Origin of the sequence: Cupriavidus nantongensis (assembly GCF_001598055.1) — a bacterium.
Lineage (GTDB): Bacteria > Pseudomonadota > Gammaproteobacteria > Burkholderiales > Burkholderiaceae > Cupriavidus > Cupriavidus nantongensis.
On the sequence record NZ_CP014845.1, the window covers coordinates 1,097,461 to 1,112,975 of the forward strand.

Annotated in this window: 9 protein-coding genes; all 9 read right to left on the bottom strand. The window is 70.7% G+C overall.

Annotated elements, in window-relative coordinates; all coding sequences use genetic code 11:
• Nucleotides 1-14 precede the first annotated feature (14 nt).
• Nucleotides 15-3,182: a non-ribosomal peptide synthetase gene (locus A2G96_RS26065; RefSeq protein ID WP_062803083.1), complete on the bottom strand. Its 3,168-nt coding sequence runs from the start codon at nucleotides 3,180-3,182 to the stop codon at nucleotides 15-17.
• A gap of 4 nt (nucleotides 3,183-3,186) precedes the next feature.
• Nucleotides 3,187-7,716 (bottom strand): condensation domain-containing protein, encoded by a 4,530-nt coding sequence (locus A2G96_RS26070; protein ID WP_062803084.1) that lies wholly within the window; start codon nucleotides 7,714-7,716, stop codon nucleotides 3,187-3,189.
• A 51-nt stretch (nucleotides 7,717-7,767) separates the two neighbouring features.
• Nucleotides 7,768-8,502, bottom strand: coding sequence for a thioesterase II family protein (locus A2G96_RS26075; protein WP_062803085.1), 735 nt, complete (start codon nucleotides 8,500-8,502; stop codon nucleotides 7,768-7,770).
• 2 nt (nucleotides 8,503-8,504) lie between these two features.
• Complete coding sequence (locus A2G96_RS26080; protein ID WP_062803086.1) at nucleotides 8,505-8,726, bottom strand: MbtH family protein; 222 nt, start codon at nucleotides 8,724-8,726, stop codon at nucleotides 8,505-8,507.
• Between the two features lie 220 nt (nucleotides 8,727-8,946).
• On the bottom strand, nucleotides 8,947-9,363 hold the full coding sequence (locus A2G96_RS26085) for an SRPBCC family protein (protein ID WP_062803087.1): 417 nt from the start codon (nucleotides 9,361-9,363) through the stop codon (nucleotides 8,947-8,949).
• Nucleotides 9,364-9,560: 197 nt separating this feature from the next.
• Nucleotides 9,561-11,660, bottom strand: a complete 2,100-nt coding sequence (locus tag A2G96_RS26090; protein WP_062803088.1) for a BCCT family transporter — start codon at nucleotides 11,658-11,660, stop codon at nucleotides 9,561-9,563.
• Nucleotides 11,661-11,719: 59 nt separating this feature from the next.
• Nucleotides 11,720-12,496, bottom strand: coding sequence for an HpcH/HpaI aldolase family protein (locus A2G96_RS26095; protein ID WP_062803089.1), 777 nt, complete (start codon nucleotides 12,494-12,496; stop codon nucleotides 11,720-11,722).
• The gene (locus A2G96_RS26100) at nucleotides 12,483-13,715 is read right to left on the bottom strand and encodes a type III PLP-dependent enzyme (protein WP_062803090.1); all 1,233 of its coding nucleotides are present in this window, start codon (nucleotides 13,713-13,715) and stop codon (nucleotides 12,483-12,485) included. Before A2G96_RS26100 ends, A2G96_RS26095 begins: the two co-directional genes overlap by 14 nt.
• Nucleotides 13,712-15,511 carry an IucA/IucC family protein gene (locus tag A2G96_RS26105; protein WP_231909750.1) on the bottom strand — a complete coding sequence of 600 codons (1,800 nt, stop codon included), beginning with the start codon at nucleotides 15,509-15,511 and terminating at the stop codon, nucleotides 13,712-13,714. Before A2G96_RS26105 ends, A2G96_RS26100 begins: the two co-directional genes overlap by 4 nt.
• Between the last annotated feature and the right edge of the window lie 4 nt (nucleotides 15,512-15,515).

Here is a 15,515-nt window from a genome sequence, read left to right on the forward strand (position 1 = left end):
CCAGGGAAAAGACGTTATGCGGTGGCGTTGGCCGTGGCGGAGGCACGCAGCGCCGCGCGCGCCTCGGGCGACATTGCCGCCAGCTGGCGCTGCAGGCCGGCCAGTGTTTCCAGGCCGTCGGGGTCGGGGCTGGCGTTGCGCAGCGCCCGCGCCAGCGCGGCCGCGTCCGGCGCGTCGAAGACCACGGCCGGGGCGATCTCCAGCTTGAGCAGCTTGCGGATGCGCGCCACCAGCTTGATCACCAGCAGCGAATGGCCGCCGGCTTCGAACAGGTCATCGTGCACCGCCAGGCCGGGCGCGCCGAGCAGGTCGCGCAGCTGGTCCAGCAGCAGCGCTTCCAGTTCGCTTGCCGGTTCGCGCGCGGTGCCGGCGGGGCCGGAGGGCGCCGGGCCCGCGGCAGCAGCTTGCGCCAGCGCGCGGCGGTCTACCTTGCCGTTCGGCAGCCGGGGCAGCGCCGGCACGGCGAACCACAGCGCGGGGATCATCGCTTCGGGCAGGCGCTCGGCCAGCGCGGGGCGCAACGCATTGCGCAGGGCGGCGGCGTCCGTGGCCGTGGCGCCGTCGGGGACGATCCACGTGGCGAGCTGGGGCACGCCGCCGGCCGGAGCGGCCAGCATCACGACCGCCTGCCGTACACCGGGCAGCGCCGCCAGCGCCTGTTCGACCTCGCCGCATTCGATACGGAAGCCGCGCACCTTGATTTGGTGATCCGCACGCCCGATCAGCTCGATGCCGCCGCGCGGCAGGTAGCGGGCCAGGTCGCCGCTGCGGTACAGGTGCTGGCCCGGGCGTTCCGGGTGCGCAACGAAAGCCGTCCCGGCCGCGGCGCCGCCCAGATAGCCTGCGCACAGCTGCGCGCCGCCGAGATAGAGCTCGCCGGTTTCGCCCACGGCGGCCAGCTGGCCCGTGGCGGTGCGCACATGGGCCTCGCAGTTGGCCAGCACCTGCGTCAGCGGCAGCGGTGCGTCCACCGCGTCCGCCGCGCGGCCGGCATCGTGGACCAGGATGCCCACGGTGGTCTCGGTCGGCCCGTAGTGGTTGCACAGGCGGGCCTGCGGCATGCGCACGTGCAGCCGCTGCAGCAGCGCCGCGGAGGCGGCCTCGCCACCCAGCACGATGGTGGCATGCGGCGGCAGCGGCAGCGGCGCGGTGTCGTCGTCGAGCAAGGCATCCAGGTGCGAGGGCACGATCTTCAGGCAATCGACATGCTCGCGCGCCAGGAAGGCGACGAAGGCGGCGGCGTGCTGCATGTCGGCCTCCTCAGCGACGCACAGGCAGGCGCCATGCCACAGCGCGCCGAACAGGGTGGTGTTGCCCAGGTCGGCGGCGACGGTGGAGGTCAGTCCGAAACGCTGGCAGCGGTCGAGGCGCAGCGCCTGCCCGGACGCCGCCGCGTAGTTCAGCAACTGGCCGTGGGTAATGGCGACGCCCTTGGGCGTGCCGGTCGAGCCGGAGGTGTAGAGCACGTAGGCGAGCTGCGCGGCGTCCGGCACGGGCAGGGCTTGGTTGCTGCCGGCGTGGTTGTCCGCCGCAAGCAGTGCTGCGATATCGGCATGCGGCAGCGGCCCGGCGGAAGGCGCACGAGCCAAATCGGTCAGCACCAGCGTGGCACCGGCGTCGGCCAGGATCTGCGCGCGCCGCTGCGGCGGCCACGCCGGATCGAGCGGCAGGTACGGCGCACCGGCACGCATCACCGCCAGCAATGCCACCACCAGTTCGCCCGAGCGCGGCAACAGCAGGCCGACCGGCTTGCCCGGGCGCAAACCCAGTGCCGGCAACTGCCGCGCCACTGCGTCCACGGCGCGGGCGAGGCCGGCGTAGCTAAGCTGCAGGCCAGGGGCCGACAACGCCGGCGCATGCGGGCGCTCGCTGGCCCAGTGGGCCAGCCGCTGCGGCAGCATCTGTGCGCCGACATGCAGCGCCGGCGCATGCATGGCATCGGCGCGCGCGCGCTCGGCGGCGGTCGCGAGCGGCACTGCGCCGACGGCGGTGGCGGGCGTTGCGCGCAGCGTTTGCAGCAGCGTGCGGTACTGGTCAAGCAGGCATGCCATCGCATTGGCGCCGTGGATGCCGTCGGCATGGTGCAAGACCAGCTGGCGTGGCGTGCCGTCTTCCACGTGGACCTGCAAGGCCAGCGCCAGGCCCGGCAGCAGCGCCCGCGGAGCGTCGGCACGCCAATGCAGCTCGCCACGCCACCACTGCATGCTGGCAGGGCCGCTGCAGTAAAAGCCGACCCGCGCGGCTGCGTCCGCGCTGGCCTCCGCCGGGCAATGCTCGCGCCAGTCGAGGTGCTGCTGCAACTGTGCGCCGAACGCGGCAAGCCAGTCGGCAAACGGCGCGGCCATGTCCGGCTGCACCGCGACCGGCAGCAGCGCTTCATAACGGCCCACCGCGCCGGCCAGCACGTCGAAGTCATCGCGGCAGTCGTGCACCCAGCCGGCGCCGAACGCGGCGGCGGGATCGAGGCGTGCCAGCAGCAGCCACCACGCTGCCTGCAACGCATGCGCCAGCGGCTGGCCCAGCGCGGCGGCCCAGGCGGCCACTGCAGCGGCCTCCGCCGCGGGCAGCTCCACACATTGCGCCGACAGCGCTGCGTTTGCGTTGCCGGCGCGTTGCCACGGCAGCCTCGGCGCATCGAGGCCGGCAAGCCGTTCGCGCACGGCTTGCCAGTAGCCCGCGCCGGCTTCGGTGTTCTCTTGCGCCAGCCCGTCGGTCCAGTCGAGGTAGTCCGCATAGGGCAGCGGCGCTTCGCTGGCCGGGGCAGTGTCGTTGGCGTAGGCCTGGGCCAGTTCGCGCAGCAGGGTGACCAGGCTGGGGCCATCGGCCGCCAGCGGATGCGCGGTCAGCGTCAGCTGCGCGCGATTGTCGTCGAGCACCTGCAGTGCGGCCCGCAGGGCTGTTTCGGGCGTGCCTTGGTCCGGGCCCGCCGCCGACCACGCCGGCAAGGCCCCGGCAAAGTGCTGGCGCAGGCCGCGCAGGCCTTCGACACGGCCGAACACCAGCCCGGTGGCCGGATGGCGTGCGGCGACCCGGCACAGCGCCCGCTGCAGGCGCTGCGCGTCCAGCGGCCCCCCGATGGTTGCCGACAGCGTGACCGGCATGGCCGCGTGTGCCGACAGCGCGCGCTGTTCGCGCCCGAGCGCGCGGGCGTGGCGCGCAAAATCCTGGGTGATGGCGTCCATCGGCTCAGCCCTCCACCGCGGTGTCGGCCGCCACGGCGGCGTCCTGCGCGTCGGCGCGGGCCGCCAGCGGCGGCAGGTCCTTGCGCTCGAACATATCGCCCATCGCCACCACGATCTTGCGCGGTCCCTGGTAGGGGTCGCGTGCATGGGCGGCCAGCATGTTGTCCAGCATCACCACGTCGCCCTGGCGCCAGGCAAAGCGCACCGCGCAAGCTTCATACAGATCGCCGATCAGGGCCATGACGTCGTCGCCGATGGGGCTGCCGTCGCCGAAGCTGACCTGGCGCGGCATCCGCTGCGGGCCGACGATGTCCAGCAGGTCGCGCCGCACCTCCGGGTCCAGGCAGGCGGTGTGGTGCAGCTGGACCTGGTTGAAGAAGCTGCGCTCGCCGGTGACCGGGTGCGCGATCACGGCCGGGCAGTGTTCGCGCGTCTGCAGCGTGTCGGCGTCCAGCCACGCAAAGTCGGTGCCGGAGGCGCGCAGCCGCGCCTCGACCTCGTCGCGCGAATCGGTCTTGAAGAAGTCGCGCCAGCTGACGTCGAGCTTGTCGTTGAAGGTGCGCACATAGCGCAGGCCCTTGCGCTCGAAGCGCTCGGCCAGTTCGCGCGGCAACCGGCGGTACATCTCGCGGCAATCGACGATGGGCGTGGCGCCCCCCACCGGCGACGGCAGCTCGCAGAAGAACCACTGCTTGCGCGGCCAGCGCGGCAGGTGCGCGCTTTCGTTGTGGAACAGGATCATCTCGCGCTCGGGGTACGGCGTGGAGCGGTAGGTGTTGCGCCCGCCTTCCTTCTTCGGCAGGTCGCCGTAGGCGCCGTACAGGCCGGGCTCGATCGATTCGGCGAACTGCTCGAATTCCTGCGGCGTGCACAGGCCGAAGCCGCGCAGCAGGATGCCGCCGTGGCGGCACAGCGTGGCCTCGATCTGCTCGCGGTGCGCCAGCGCCCATGCGACCGGATCGAGATCGGGCGAGGCGGGTTCCATCACGATCGGGAAGGTCTGGCCCGGCGCGAGGAACGAGGTCCGCACCAGCGGTGCGGCGGGCGCGGCAGGGCTTGCCTCGGCTGCGCGCCGGGGCAGGCTGGCGAGCTTGCCGAGTTTGTCGAGCTTGCTGGGGTGGGGCGCGGTGGTGGCGGTCATGGCGGGCGGTTCCGGAGCGGGTTCGCAAAGGCCGGCCGGGACCTGCAAGCCGGCCAGTGGAGAGTCGGGGGCGGCCAGCGCCTGCGCCAGCACGGCACCGTAGGCATCGGCGAGGCGTTGCATCGCGGCGCGCGGGAACAGCGCGGTGGCATAGACCCATTCGGCGCGCAGGCCGTCGTTGCACGGTTCCAGAAACACGGCCAGGTCGAACTTGGCCGCATGCACCGGCGTGGGCAGGCGCGCCGCGTGCAGGCCGTCGAAGCCGCGCGCCTGGGCGGGCGTGTTCTGCAGTACGAACAGCACCTGCACCAGCGGATGCCAGGCGCGCTCGCGCGGCACGCCGGCGGCTTCGACGATGCGCTCGAACGGCAAGGACTGGTGGTCGAACGCGGCCAGCGTGCGCGTGCGCACCTGCGCCAGCAGCTCGGCAAAGCGCAGCCCGCCGTGGCATTGCGCACGCAGCGGCAGCACGTTGACGAAGAAGCCGATCAGTTGCTCCAGCTCGCGCCGCGGCCGGCCGGCGACGTCGATGCCGACGAGCTGGTCTTCGGCGCCGCTGATCCGGTGCAGCAGGGCGTGGAAGGCGGCCAGCAGCACCATGTAGCGCGACGCGCCATGGGCCTGCGCCAGCGCGTCGGCCTGCGCCAGCAGCGCGGCGGGCACGGTGGTGTGGCACGCGGCACCGTCGCTCGATGCCACCGGCGGGCGACGGTTGGGCGTGGGCAGCGTCGGCAGCTTCGGCGCGTCCCGCAGCGCGGCGCGCCAGTAGTCGGCATCGGCTTGCTGCTGCGGGCCGGTGTCGGCGGCGCGCTGGTGCGCCGCGTAGTCGGCATACTGGATCGGCAGCGGCTGCCAGTCGGGCGCGACGCCGGCGCGCGCCGCGTTGTAGGCGGCGGCGAGCGTATCGAGCAGGATGGCGACGGACCAGCCATCGCCGACGATATGGTGCAGCGTCAGCAGCAGCGCGTGGTCGTCGTCGGCGATACGCACCAGGCGCGCGCGCAGCAGCGGTGCCCGGGCCAGGTCGAAGGGTTCGCGCGCCTGGCTCTCGGCCAGTTCCTGTAGCGCGGCGTCGCGTTGCGCCGCGCTCAGCGCGGACAGGTCGCTGACAGGCAGGTCGAGCGCCAGTTCGGCCTCGATCCGCGCATACGGCGTGCCCTGGGCATCGGCGGGGTAGCTGGTACGCAGGATTTCATGGCGCGCGACCAGTGCGTTGAGGGCGGCATGCAGCGCTGCCGCGTCCAGCGCGCCAGTCAGGCGCAGCCCGCCGGCCATGTTGTAGGTCCAGCGATCGGCTTCGGCGGCAATGCGGTCGGTCAGCCAGAGCCGCTGCTGCGCCGGCGCCAGCGGCATTTGCGGAAGGCGTGGCACGGGAGCAAGCGGTGCTTCGGCGGTAGCGCCCTGCAGCTGGTCGAGGGCCGCGGCGCAGGCTTGCAGCGTGGGATGCTCGAACAGCAGGCGCATCGGCACCGCCGCCCCAAATTGCTCGCGCAGCCGCGCCACCAGCTGCGCCGCGGTCAGCGAGTTGCCGCCGCTGGCAAAGAAGTGCGCATCACGGCCGGCCGGCGCGGTGCCCAGCAATTGCGGCCACAGCCCGGCCAGCGCGAGTTCAGTGGTGCCGCGCGGGGCATCGACCGAGGTGGACGTCGCATCCTCGGACTGGGTGCCGCCGCGCGTAAAGCTGCCGTGTGCCCAGACCGCGCACGCGTCCAGGCTGTCGTCCAGCCAGCCCGCGCGGCACGCGCTGCGCTGCAGCTTGCCGCTGGTGGTCTTGGGCAGGCCGCCGGGGTTGAGCAGCAGCGCCACCGCCAGCGGTTCGCCGCAGGCATTGCCGACCGCCTGCGCCAGCGCCTGCACCAGGGCCGCGTGGCCCGCGCGCTTCTGCTCCGGACGCGAGATTTCCACGGCGATGCCGATGCCCTCGCCGTTGGGGCCTTCGACCGCGAACGCCGCCACGCGGCCACGACGTGCGGCGGGCACCTGTTCTTCGACCGCGCGCTCGATGTCCTGCGGATAGAGGTTCTGGCCGCGCACGATGATCAGGTCCTTGCGGCGCCCGGCGATATAGAGCTGGCCGCCATGGCACAGGCCGAGGTCGCCGGTGCGCAGCCAGCGCTCTGCGCCGGAGCCGGCATCGTCGCCGTAGGCCGCGGCACTGGCTTCGGCATTGCGCCAGTAGCCGCCGCACAGGCTGGGCCCGGCGATCTCGATCTCGCCGATCTGTCCGTCGGGCAGCGCCTGCCGGTCGGCGCCGGCGATGCGGATGGCATGGCCCGCGCGCGGGAAACCGCATCCGACCAGTTCCATGCCATCCTGCGCCGGTTCCGCCGTGCCGCGCGCCAGCGCTGCCGCATCGAAGCGCGTGCTGACCATGCCCGCGCCCCGCTCGCAGCCCGTGGCGAACAGCGTGGCCTCGGCGAGCCCGTAGCACGGATACAGCGCCTGCCGGCGAAAACCGGCCGCGGCAAAGCGCTCGACAAAGGCGCGCAGGGTGTCGGCCCGCACCGGCTCGGCGCCGGAGTACGCCACCGCCCAGCTCGACAGGTCGAGCCCGGCCAGATGGCTGTCGCGCACGCGCTCGACGCACAGCCGGAAGGCAAAGTCCGGGCCGCCGGACAGCGTGCCGCGATGCTGGCTGATTGCCTGCAGCCAGCGCACCGGACGCTCCAGGAAGAACTGGGGCGACATCAGCACCACCGGGATGCCGCTGTAGATGGGCTGCAGCAGCCCGCCGATCAGGCCCATGTCGTGATACAGCGGCAGCCAGCTGACCATCACGTCGCCGGGCGCCACGCGCATGCCTTCGGCAATCGCCACCTCGTTCGCCATGACGTTGCCATGGCTGACCATGACGCCCTTCGGCGAGGCCGTCGAGCCCGAGGTGTACTGCAGGAAGGCCAGCGTTTCGGCACGGGCGGGGTAGGGCTGCCAGGGTTCCGCCGCGGCGGGCAGCGTGGCATCGGCAGCCACCACCGCCGCGCCGGGCGCAATCTCGGCCAGCGCCTCGGCGTGGTCGCGCGCCTGCGCGCTGGTAGTCAGCAGCAGTGCCGGTTCGGCGTCGACGGCAATCGCGCGCAGACGTGCCACCTGCGCGGAGCGCACCGCGCCGGGCTCGAATGCCGGTACCGCGACCAGTCCGGCGTACAGGCAGGCGAAGAACGCCGTGACGTAGTCGATGCCGCTGTCCATCAGCAGCAGCGCGCGCGCGCCTGGCCCGGCCTGCGCGGAAAGGTGTGCTGCCAGCGATCGCACGCGCTGGTCCAGCGCGGCGTAGCTGTAGCGGGTTTCGCCGGCGGCGTCGACGATGACCAGCGCCGTGTCGGCGCCGCGCTGAGCGGCCAACAGGCTGAGATGGGCCACCAGCGTGGCCGGTTGATTTGGATCGGGCTGCATGCTTGGATCGGCTCTTCGGGAAGACGGTTGGCGTTGGGTCGTGCGGACGGGTCAGGCAGGCAACAGCGAGGCCGATGCTGGCGCTGCGTCCAGGCAGGCAACGAGCCGGCCGACGACCTCGGCCTGGCTGTCGTGCAGGAAGAAGTGGCCGCCGGCGAACCAGTCGAGGGTGTGCCCGGCGCGGGTCTCGATGGCCCAGGCGTGCAGGTCGGCCGGTGCAATCGGATCGTCAAGGCCGGCAAAGACGTGGACGGGCAAGGGCAGGGGAGGCACCTCGCCGCAGCGGAAGCTCTCGCATACGCGATAGTCGGCGTCGAGCACATCGAGCGTCAGGCGCAGCAGCTCGGCATCGGCAAACACCGCCTCGGGCGTGCCGCCGTGCTTGCGCAGGTCGGCGCTCAGCGCGGCGTCGCCGCGCAGTGCCGCCAGCCGGCGCGGATCGCGGCGGGTCGGCGCGGCGCAGCCGGACACCACCAGCCGCTGGGGCAGCGCGTGGCCGCGCTCGCGCAGCAGGTGGCAGAGGCGCCAGGCCAGCAGCCCGCCCATGCTGTGGCCGAACAGTACGTACGGCCCGGCGCGACGCTCGAGCTGCCGGCACAGCACGTCGGCCATTTCATCGGCGAGCGCCTCGAAATCGCGCAATAACGGCTCGTCGAGCCGCGCCCCGCGGCCCGGCGGTTCCAGCGGCACCAGGCCGACGTGCGCGGGCAACAGGCGCCGCCAGCGCAGGTACGCCGTGGCGCTGGCCCCAGCGTAAGGCAGGCAGTAGAGCTGCAAGGGCGCCATGGTCAGGCGCCCGTCTGCGCTTGCGCCTCCATGAAGCGGCGCAGGCTGAGCGGACGCATGTCCACCCAGGTGCGCTCGATATAGTCCAGGCAGTCCTGCCGCTTGCCGCTGAACCCCGCCGCGCGCCAGCCGCCGGGCACGGCCTTGTAGTCCGGCCAGATCGAATACTGTTCTTCGTGGTTGACGAGGACCAGGAAAGTGGCGTCGTCGCGGTCGAAACTCATGGCGGGCTCCCGTTCAGTGCAAAGTGTGTGGCGCCATCTGGCGCATCACCCTGTTGGACGAAGGCGGAACGGGAATATTTAGGCGGGACGGGACACAGCGGCGGCCGGTGGCCCGATGGGCAAGGCGGACGTTTCGGGAGGAACCGGGCGGAATCCGGGATGGTGTCGCGGCCTGCCCGGCCAGGCCGCGACCGCGACCGCGTTGATCAGGCTGAAGCCGTCAAGCCCGTGCCTCGATGAACTCCTTGAAGCGCTTCAGGTCGCCCTCGACCTTGCGCTTGAGCACGCCGGCGGCATCGCCGACCGCCTCGACCACGCCCTCGGTTTCGTAGTTCATGCGTACAGAGACCCGGGTCAAGCCCGCATCCAGCGGAGAAAAATTCACCTGACCCGAGTTCTCCGCGCCGGCGACGCTGCGCCACGCGATGCACTGGTCGGCGACATTCTGCGTTATCTCGGCATCCCACTCCTTCTGCTTGCCGCCGACCTCGGCGCGCCAGTGCAGACGGCGGTCATCGAGCTGCCTGACTTCTTCGACACCCTCCATGAACCGTGGGAATTCCTCGAAACGGCACCATTGCTGATACGCGACCTGCACCGGCACCCGCACGTCGATCGACTCTTCGATGGTTGACATAGCACCTCCTTATTTGAAAGGCGGGCGAACCGGTGCAAATCCCGTTCCAGACGCGTGGCGCGGCGCGGGCCCCTGTCAGAGCCCGCCAGGCGGGAGCGGTGCAGAAATTACGCGCAGCACTGGAAGAACAGGTCGGGGAATACCGGGCACTGCGGCAATTGCGGCGTGCCGATGCCGCCACACGGGGTGCCGCCCGGTCATTCCCCTTCACCAGTCAGCGACGCATGCCCGGGCGCACGCCGCAGCAACTGCGTGCGCCGGTCGGCGGCCAGCGACAGATAGCGCTCATAGTGGCGCAGGATGTCGGCGATGATCTCTTCCTGCCGCAGATACTGGATGTCGTAGCCTTCGCGGCCATCCTCGAAGAACGTCACCGGGGCATAGGCGTGCTGGCGCCGCGCCTCGGGCTCGGCCGCATCCCGCACCAGGAACGAGGGCAGCGGCTGGCGCCGGCAATGCACGCCGTAGACGAAGTCGCGCATGTCCGCCACGGGGATAGTCAGGCGCGCGCCGGGGCCGCCCGGTTCCCCCTGGTCTCCCGGCTCCGTACCGTCCGCGTGCAGCAGCACGGTGCTGGCGACGCCGCGCCGCTCCAACTCGGCCGACACGTCGCGCATCGCCGGCACCACCGAGCCTTCGATGAACTGCCGCACATCGGCCTCGCTGGGCTGGTGGACAATCTGCGCCAGCCGGCGGCGCCAGTGCTGGCCGCTCCAGAAGCTGGTGGCCGGCGCCAGCTCCTGCGATGAATGCGCCAGATCCGCCTGCAGCCCCTGCCATAGCCCGTAGCACAGCGCCAACATCACCAGCGCCACCGGCAGCGCCGCCACCAGGGTCATCGCCTGCAAGGCCTTGAGGCCGCCGGCGACCATCAGGATGGCAGCGGTCGCGCCCAGCACCGCGGCCCAGAACAGCCGCTGCCACACCGGCGAGCCGCTCGCGCCCTGCGAGGCAATGGTGTCGATGACGAACGCGCCCGAATCCGCCGAGGTCACGAAGAACACCGCGATCAGCACGATCGCCAGCCACGACAGCACCGTGCTGAACGGGAAATAGCCGAAGAAGCGGAACAGCAGCGCGTCGACATTGCCGGCCGCCTGGCCCAGCGCGCCCGCGGCGGCATGCATGTCGAGCCAGATCGCGGTATTGCCGAAGGCCGTCATCCACACCAGGTTGAACGCGGTCGGCACCAGCAGCACGCCGATCACGAACTGGCGGATGGTGCGCCCGCGCGAAATGCGCGCGATAAACATGCCGACGAACGGCGACCATGAGATCCACCAGGCCCAGTACAGGATGGTCCAGTCGCCGAACCAGCCGGCATCGCGCGTGGGGGCATAGGCATAGGTCCGCAGCGACAGGCCCACCACGCCGGACAGGTAGTTGCCGATGTTGTCGCTGAGCGCACGCAACAGCGTCACGGTCGGCCCCTCGACAATGATGAAGGCCAGCAGGATGAAGGCGAGCGTCAGGTTCAGCTCGGACAGGCGGCGCACGCCCTTGTCGAGTCCCGTTGCCGCGGAGATGCCGGCCAGCGCCACCACCGCAGCCACCAGCCCGACACGGAAACCCGCGCCGCCGGTATCCCAGCCGACCACCTGCTGCAGCCCCGCGCCCAGCTGCAGCACGCCGTATCCCAGCGTGGTGGCAATGCCCGCGATGGTGCCGACCAGCGCGAAGGCATCGACGGCATGGCCGGCAATGCCGTTGATGCGCTGATGCAGCACCGGATACAGCCCCGAGCGCATGGTCAGCGGCAGGTTATAGCGAAAGCCGAAGTACGCCAGCACCAGCCCCATCACGCCATACACCGCCCAGGCATGAAAGCCCCAGTGGAAGAACGTCATCAGCATGGCCTCGCGCGCGGCCTGGGGCGTGCCGCCGGTGGCGGTGGGCGGCTTCAGGTAGTGCTGCATGGGCTCGCCCACGCCGAAGTACATCAGCCCGATGCCCATGCCCGCGGCAAACAACATGGCGGTCCACGAGACAAAACTGAACTCGGGCCGCGCATCGTCCGGCCCCAGCCGGATATCGCCGAAACGGCTGCCCGCGACCAAAACCAGAAACAGCAGGAAGATGGTGACGGTGATGGTGTAGAACCAGTCGAAATGGCTCGTCACCCAGGCCTGTGCTTCGGAAAACATGGCATCGGCCTCGCGCGGAAACGCGGCGCAGAATACCAGCAGCAGGCCCACCGCCAGCAATGCCGGCACGACCACCTGGGGCTTGAGCGTGGTACGCGGGCGCGCGGGGGCCGGGCCGGAGGTGCCGGGCGCGGCGGCGTGCGGATCGTTCATGCAGGCTCCTGTCGCGTTGTGCCAGCTTGCATGATGCCAGAGTGTCGGTTGCCTATGCTTCAGCCCGAGCCTTCTCGCCGGTAGCCTGCCAGCAGCTGCTTCATCGCGCCGAAGGCGGTGGCGCGGTCGTCCCCCAGCAGGAAGGCGTGCACGCCTTGTTCGCGCCACTGCTCGCATTGTCCGGCCGCGCGCGGAATGGCGCAGAACGGCACGCCCCCGGCCTGGCAGGCCTGCGCTATGCGGCGGATCGCAGCCTGCACGGTGGGATGCTGCGCGTCGGCGGGAACGCCCAGGCTTTGCGACAGGTCGATCGCGCCCTCCAGCACCATGTCGATGCCCGGCACGGCCACGATCTCTTCGATCGCGTCGACGCCGGCGCGGTCCTCGATCATCGCCACCACCATCAGCTCGCGATTGGCGCGTTCCATGTACTCGGGCAATGTCAGGGTACCGAAGCCGGTGGTCCGGCCCCCGGCGATGCCGCGCTTGCCGAGCGGGTGGTAGCGCGCGCTTTGGACTGCCAGTTCGGCGGTGGCGCGGCTGCATACGTGCGGCACCACGATGCCCTGCGCGCCGGCATCCAGCACGCGCAGGATGATGTCCGGCGCTGCCCACGGCACCCGCACCAGTGCCGTGGTGCCGGCGCATTCCGCGGCGCGGATCATGTTCTCGAGCGTCTGCGGGTTCACGCCGACATGCTCGAGGTCCAGGATCACGAAGTCGAAGCCGGCGTAGCCGATCATCTCTGTCACCAGCGGCAACGGCAGCGAGTTGATCAGCCCGAACACATCGCGCCCGTCCGCGAGCGCGGCCTTGAGACGGTTAGGCTGCAGCATCGGCAACCTCCACCGGCAGGTAGCAGTGGCGCGGGTGCGGGTGGCGCAAGAAGTCATGGTGCGAGATATGCCAGGCATAGGCGCCGGCATACGGGAACACCACCAGGTCGCCGGCGCGCACGCTGTCGACGTACGCGTCGTGCGCGAGGATGTCCTTGGGCGTGCAGAGCTGCCCGACCACGCTGACGCGCGCCTCGCGCACGCCGGGGCGGGCGAACGGATAGCGCCAGGACGCCACCGGCAGTACCCGGAACGGGTGGCTGTGCCCCTGTGCATAGGGCGTGCGGAAGTGGTGCGTGCCGCCGCTGGCCACAGCGAAGGCGCGGTCGAAGGCGTGCTTGACGTCGATCACCTCCATGGCGTAGTAGCCGCAGAACGCGGTGATATAACGCCCGCATTCGAAGCGCACGGTCAGTCCGTCGCGCCGTGCCGACAGCGCCGTCAGGCCTTCGGCAAAGCGGGCCCAGTCGAACTGCCGTTGGGGCTCGCGGTAGTTGACGCCGATGCCGCCGCCGACGTTGACCTGGTCCAGCGTGCCGAGCCCGTATTGCGCGCGCCAGCGCCCGACCTGCCGCAGGTAGGCATCGAGCAGGCGCAGGTGGGCGTCGGCGTCGAGCTGGTGCGACATCAAATGGAAATGGAAGCCGCGCAGCCGGATTTCCGGGTGCGCGCGCAGCCATGCCAGGCATGCGGGCAGCTGGTCGCCGGCGATGCCGAACGGCGTGGGCTTGCCGCCCATCATCAGCGTGGTGGCCTGCAACCCTTCGACCGCCAGGTTGACGCGCAGCAGGACCGGCGCCGTGACGCCGCGCTCGCGCGCTAGCCAGGCCAGCCGTTCCAGCTCATGCTGGCTTTCCACATGCAGCGCCTCGACCCCGAGGTCCAGCGCCCCGGCCAGTTCCGCATCGGTCTTGCCGGGACCGCTGAAGATCAGCGGCACCTCGACAAAGTGCTCGCGCACCCAGGCCAGTTCGCCGCCCGACGAAATCTCGAAGCCATGCGCCAGTGGTGCCAGCGTCTGCAGGATCGGCAGGTCGGAGTTGGCCTTGATGGCGTAGAACAGCTCGAAGCCCGGCGGCAGGCTGCCCGCGATGGTGGCGGCGTGCGCCCGCAGCGCCTCCAGGTCGTAGACGTAGGCGCTGAGCGGGGCGCCTGCGTCGGCGAGCGCCTGGTGCAGGTGGTCGGCGACGTGCGACCAGCGCAGTACGGGGGCGGTCATTGCCATGCTGCCTCCATGCCGGCGAAGGGAATCGGATTGGCGACGGGCACGTAGGTCGAGGCGCGGTCGGCGCGCTGGAAGAAGCGGTTGCTGAAATTGGTCTTGGCCGGGAACGGGCTGCCGGCCAGCAGGCCGTTGATGCGCCGCGCCGACGCCGCATTGCCGTGGCGATGCTGGTAGCTGTGCAGGTGCTGGCGCACCACCGACCACAGCCGCGCGGTAAGGACCTGCCGGCCGGCACCGAGCTGCGCGATCACTTCGCACAGGTTGTTGACGAACAGGCAGTAGGCGACGCGGTTCCAGCCCTGCTCCTCGTCATACCATAGCGACGCCCGGGCGCGCTCGCTGATGCCCGCCATGGACGATGCGGGATGGCGCGAAGGCGTCAGCTTGACCCCTTCGAAGTCGCGCAGGAACAGCTGCGCCGGCATGTCCTGGCGCAGGCCCAGCACCACGTTCTGCAAGTGCGGCTCGAAGATGACGCCGTGCGCGAAGAAGAGGTGGAACACCGGGTAAACCAACTGCTCCACATAGGCGGAGAACCAGCGCTCGGTCATGGCATCCACCGTGGTCCTTTCCTGCGCGGCGAGCGCCGCGAGCAGCCGCTGCATGCGCGCATCGCCGTAATAGTGGTTGCCGAACAGTGAGCCGGCCAGCAGCGGCACGCAGTCGGGCGCGCGCAGCGTATCCACGCTCTGGCGCAGGATCAGGCCGAAGCCTTCGATGACCTGGCGGTTCTGCTCGATGTCGGCGTGGCGGAGGTCGACCGACAGGAACGCCGGCTCTTCCATCAGCGCCAGGCTCGGAAACTTGCGCGCCAGCTCCGGCAGCAGCGGGCGCAGCACGCGGTTGACGTGCGTGGCACTTTCCAGCTCATACCATGCGTTCTTGCGCACGCAGTTGGTGATGCGGATGTTCAGCGACAGCTTGTAGAAGTACGGATTGCCGGGCTGGTACAGCGTCCGGATCGAAGAGGTCGGGAAGAAGTCCGCGCCCTGCGTGCCCAGGTCTTGCAGGCGTCCGCTTGCCAGCGCATCGCGCACCAGCGGATGCCCACGCAGGTCGCCCGCCTGCCACGGATGGACCGGCACCGCGACGCGATCGGCGGCTACGGTCGGGGCATTCGCCGCGATCAGCTGGTCGCAGCTGGCGTCGAGCAGCGACTGCTGTGCGATGTCGTCGCGCGGCACCGCGAACCACGCCAGCGCAAAGCGCGTGCGCAACTCCGGCGAGTAGCGCAGCAGGTCTTCGTCGGAGAAGCCCTGGCGGCTTTTTGGTGTGGGATGGAAGGGGTGGCCGAAGGTCAGCGATTGCTCGGAGTCGATATAGGCCTCGACCGGATCGGCGGGGATGGTCGCGGGTACCGGCATCGACAGCACTTCGGTGCTGACCGCGACGCTGTTGCGGATCTGCTCCATCAGCTCGGTGTTGGGCGGCAGCTCATGCTGTTGCGCCATCTCGCGCAACAGCAGCGCGGCCAGCGCTTCCCAGTCGAGCAGCGCCCACGGCTTGTTCTCGGCCTTGTGGAAAACCGGCGACAGATAGCGGTAGTTGCCGGTCAGCCAGGCACCGCCGACCACGGCCAGCAGGCGGTCGTGGATATGCGGCAGCTGCACTTCCAGCACCTGGGCCACCTGGGCAGCTTCGCGCTGCAGGGTCATGGCGATGGTCGCGGGCCAGTCGTTGTGCCCGGCGCGCGGGCCGACGCGCAACTGGCCGGCGGGGCCCGCGACTTCGCGGCAGTAGCAGTTCAGCAGCGTTTCCTGGCAGCGCCGCGCCGCGGCAAGTTCAGCCATGGGG